Here is a 3,262-nt window from a genome sequence, read left to right as displayed (position 1 = left end):
ACCCATCTGGGCTGCGTGCCGGACTACAAGCCCAAGATCGGCCCCGAGCCGTTTGATCCGGACTGGAAGAGCGGTTTCTTCTGCCCCTGCCACAAGTCGCGCTACGACATTTCCGGGCGGGTCTACGACGGGGTTCCCGCGCCACTCAACATGGTCATCCCTCCATATCATTATATGGATGACACGCATATCCAGATCGGCGTCAATCCAAAGGGAGAATCGTGATGTCTGGTGCAATTTCCCGCTGGATCAACGAGCGCGCTCCCAGTCTGGTGCCGATGTATCGCAAGCATCTTTCGGAGTATTACGCGCCGAAGAACTTCAACGTGATGTATTACTTCGGCTCGCTGGCAATGCTGGTCCTGGTCAACCAGATCCTGACCGGCATCTTCCTGGCGATGTTCTACAAGCCCAGCGCACTGGAAGTATTCCACGGTACCTCCGAGGCCTTTGCCTCGGTGTACTACATCATGCGCGATGTGAATTGGGGCTGGTTGATCCGCTACATGCACACCACCGGAGCCTCGATGTTCTTCGTGGTGGTCTATCTGCACATGTTCCGCGGACTGATGTACGGCTCCTTCAAGAAGCCTCGCGAACTGGTTTGGATCCTCGGCATGCTGATCTTCCTGGCGCTGATGGCCGAAGCCTTCATGGGCTACGTGCTGCCCTGGGGCAACATGTCGTTCTGGGGTGCCAAGGTGATCATCTCGCTGTTCGGGGCGATCCCGTATGTCGGCGAGACGCTGGTGCACTGGATCATGGGCGACTTCTCGCCGGCGGATGCCACTCTCAACCGTTTCTTCTCCCTGCACGTGGTGGCGCTGCCGATGGTGCTGCTGCTGCTGGTGGTGCTGCATCTGGCCGCGCTGCACGAGGTCGGATCCAACAATCCCGATGGCGTCGAAATCAAGAAGCACAAGAACGAGCGCGGCATCCCGCTGGACGGCATCCCCTTTCATCCGTATTACACGGTGAAGGACCTGTTCGGCGTCGGCGTGTTCCTGATGGTGTGTGCGTTCATCATTTTTTATGCGCCGACCATGGGTGGGTGGTTCCTTGAGCACGACAATTACATCCCGGCCAACCATCTGGTGACCCCCGCGGCCATCCGGCCGGTGTGGTACTTCACGCCCTTCTACGCGATCCTGCTGATGATTCCGTTCAAGCTGCCTGGCGTGCTGGCCATGTTCGTAGGAATTTTCCTGTTGTTCCTGACGCCGTGGATCGACCGCGGTGCGGTCAAGTCGATCCGCTACCGCGGCATGGGCTTCAAGGTTGCCCTGGGGCTTTTCGCGATTTCCTTCATCGGGCTGGGACTGGTGGGCGCAGAAGTGATCAACGAGGTGGTCCCGCAAATCTTCGGGCCGGCCGCGGATGTGACCTTCTGGAGAAACGTCTTTGGACGCATCATGCTGGCGATCTACTTCGGGTTCTTCGTGTTCCTCTGGATCTACACGTACTTTGGTTTGGAGAAGACCAAGCCGGTTCCGGAACGGGTGACGACACATGACTAAGCAGGCTCTCATCTCCATTGCTCTGGTGCTCGGTCTGCTGCTGGGTACGCCATCCGCCCAGGCCTTCGAGGGCGGCGGCCTGATGTCGGCAAACATCAACATCAAGGACAAGGCCTCGCTGCAACGCGGCGCCAAGATCTACTTCAATTACTGTTCCGGATGCCACTCGCTTCACTTCATGCGCTATTCGCGGATTGCCAAGGACCTGGGCCTGACCAAGCAAGAAGTGCTGAACAACCTGGACTTCACCGGCGCGAAATTCCGCGGTCATGCCATCTCGGCGATGCCGGAGGCGGATGCGGCCAACTGGTTCGGCAAGCCCCCCCCGGACCTTTCGCTGATGGTGGCGCAGAAGGGCCCCGACTATGTGTACACGTATCTGAACTCGTTTTACCTGGATCCGTCGCGTCCGGTGGGTTGGAACAACACGACATTCCCGAACGCGTCCATGCCCAATCCCCTGTGGGAGCTCCAGGGCCTTCAGGTTCCAGTGATGAGTCAACCGGCCGATGGGGGCAAGCCTGAGGTCACCGGGCTGAAACTGGCGCAAAAGGGACGCATGACGCCAGCGCAGTTCCACAGCGCAACGAGGGACCTGACCGCATTCCTCACATACGTATCCGAACCTGCGGCGTTGCAGCGCCGTAGCATCGGCATATGGGTCCTGTTGTACCTTGCCGCGTTTACCCTCCTGGCCTATCTGCTCAAGCACGAATACTGGAAAGACGTACACTGATAGACGATACGCCGCGCAAGGATCCTTCGGCGCGTCTGTTTCATCAACCCAGGGTGGGAGTTCGTGATGGTAGCCAACGCTCGAAGCCGTACCGTGTTGACCCTGTTCACCACCGTGGATGGCATACAAAGTCATCGTGTACGCATGGTTCTGGCCGCCAAGGGCGTGGTCTATGATCGGGTCGAGGTCAGGTCGGACAAGCCGCCCGAGGATTTGCGCGATCTCAATCCGTATGCAAACGTACCGACCCTGGTCGATCGTGATCTGGTTCTGCACGAGACATCCGTGATCTGCGAATACCTGGATGAGCGATATCCACATCCGCCACTGATGCCGATCGATCCACTTTCGCGCGCCCGCCTGCGTTTGAGCATGGTACGTGTGGAGCAGGATTGGCTGCCATTGATTGATACCATCGGTGCGGGCGGTCGGCGTGCGGATACCGCGCGCAAGCATCTTCGCGAACAACTACTTGCTTCGCGGGCGCTGTTCAAGGCCGCCAAGTTTTTCCTCAATCCCGAGTTGAGCCTTGCCGACTGTCTTATGGTGCCTGTGATCTGGCGCCTGCCGATGCTTGGCGTCAAGCTTGGACGCGAGGGCAAGGTCATCACCGATTATGGCGAGCGCATCTTTCACAGCCAGGGATTTACGCGCAGCCTCACCGACGAAGAAAGGGCAATGCACGAGTGAGTACAACCAGCGAAAACACGGGCATGACATCCAACCGTCCCTATCTGCTGAGGGCAATTTACGACTGGATCAGTGACAACGGACTTACGCCGTATCTTCTGATCGACGCCACACGGGAAGGCGTGCAGGTGCCTCCACAGGTGGTCAAGGATGGCCAGGTCATTTTGAATGTGGCCATGCGCGCCGTGGCAGACCTCGATCTGGGAAACGAACGGATATTTTTCAGTGCGCGTTTTTCCGGTGTCAGCCAGAACGTCGTTTTTCCGGTGTCGGCCGTTCTGGCCATCTATGCCCAGGAAAACGGGCAGGGCATGATGTT

At 58.2% G+C, this 3,262-nt stretch carries 4 protein-coding genes and 1 pseudogene; all 5 read left to right on the top strand.

Features of this window, described 5'->3' with window-relative positions; translation table 11 throughout:
• Positions 1-225 (top strand): annotated as a pseudogene (locus PF446_RS01115) (Rieske 2Fe-2S domain-containing protein); the annotation flags it as partial.
• Complete coding sequence (locus PF446_RS01110) at positions 225-1,517, top strand: cytochrome bc complex cytochrome b subunit (RefSeq protein WP_298068853.1); 1,293 nt, start codon at positions 225-227, stop codon at positions 1,515-1,517. The pseudogene PF446_RS01115 and the gene PF446_RS01110, both read left to right, overlap by 1 nt.
• Entirely contained in the window at positions 1,510-2,253 is a 744-nt protein-coding gene (locus PF446_RS01105; protein ID WP_298068851.1) for a cytochrome c1, read from the top strand. Before PF446_RS01110 ends, PF446_RS01105 begins: the two co-directional genes overlap by 8 nt.
• Positions 2,254-2,319: 66 nt before the next feature.
• On the top strand, positions 2,320-2,943 hold the full coding sequence (locus tag PF446_RS01100) for a glutathione S-transferase N-terminal domain-containing protein (RefSeq protein ID WP_298068857.1): 624 nt from the start codon (positions 2,320-2,322) through the stop codon (positions 2,941-2,943).
• Between the two features lie 23 nt (positions 2,944-2,966).
• Positions 2,967-3,262 (top strand): ClpXP protease specificity-enhancing factor (locus tag PF446_RS01095; protein WP_298068849.1); only part of this gene is annotated, 296 nt, incomplete at its 3' end.

The sequence above is a fragment of the Oleiagrimonas sp. genome, from assembly GCF_027858935.1.
Lineage (GTDB): Bacteria > Pseudomonadota > Gammaproteobacteria > Xanthomonadales > Rhodanobacteraceae > Oleiagrimonas.
This window is presented reverse-complemented; position numbering and strand designations above follow the sequence as displayed.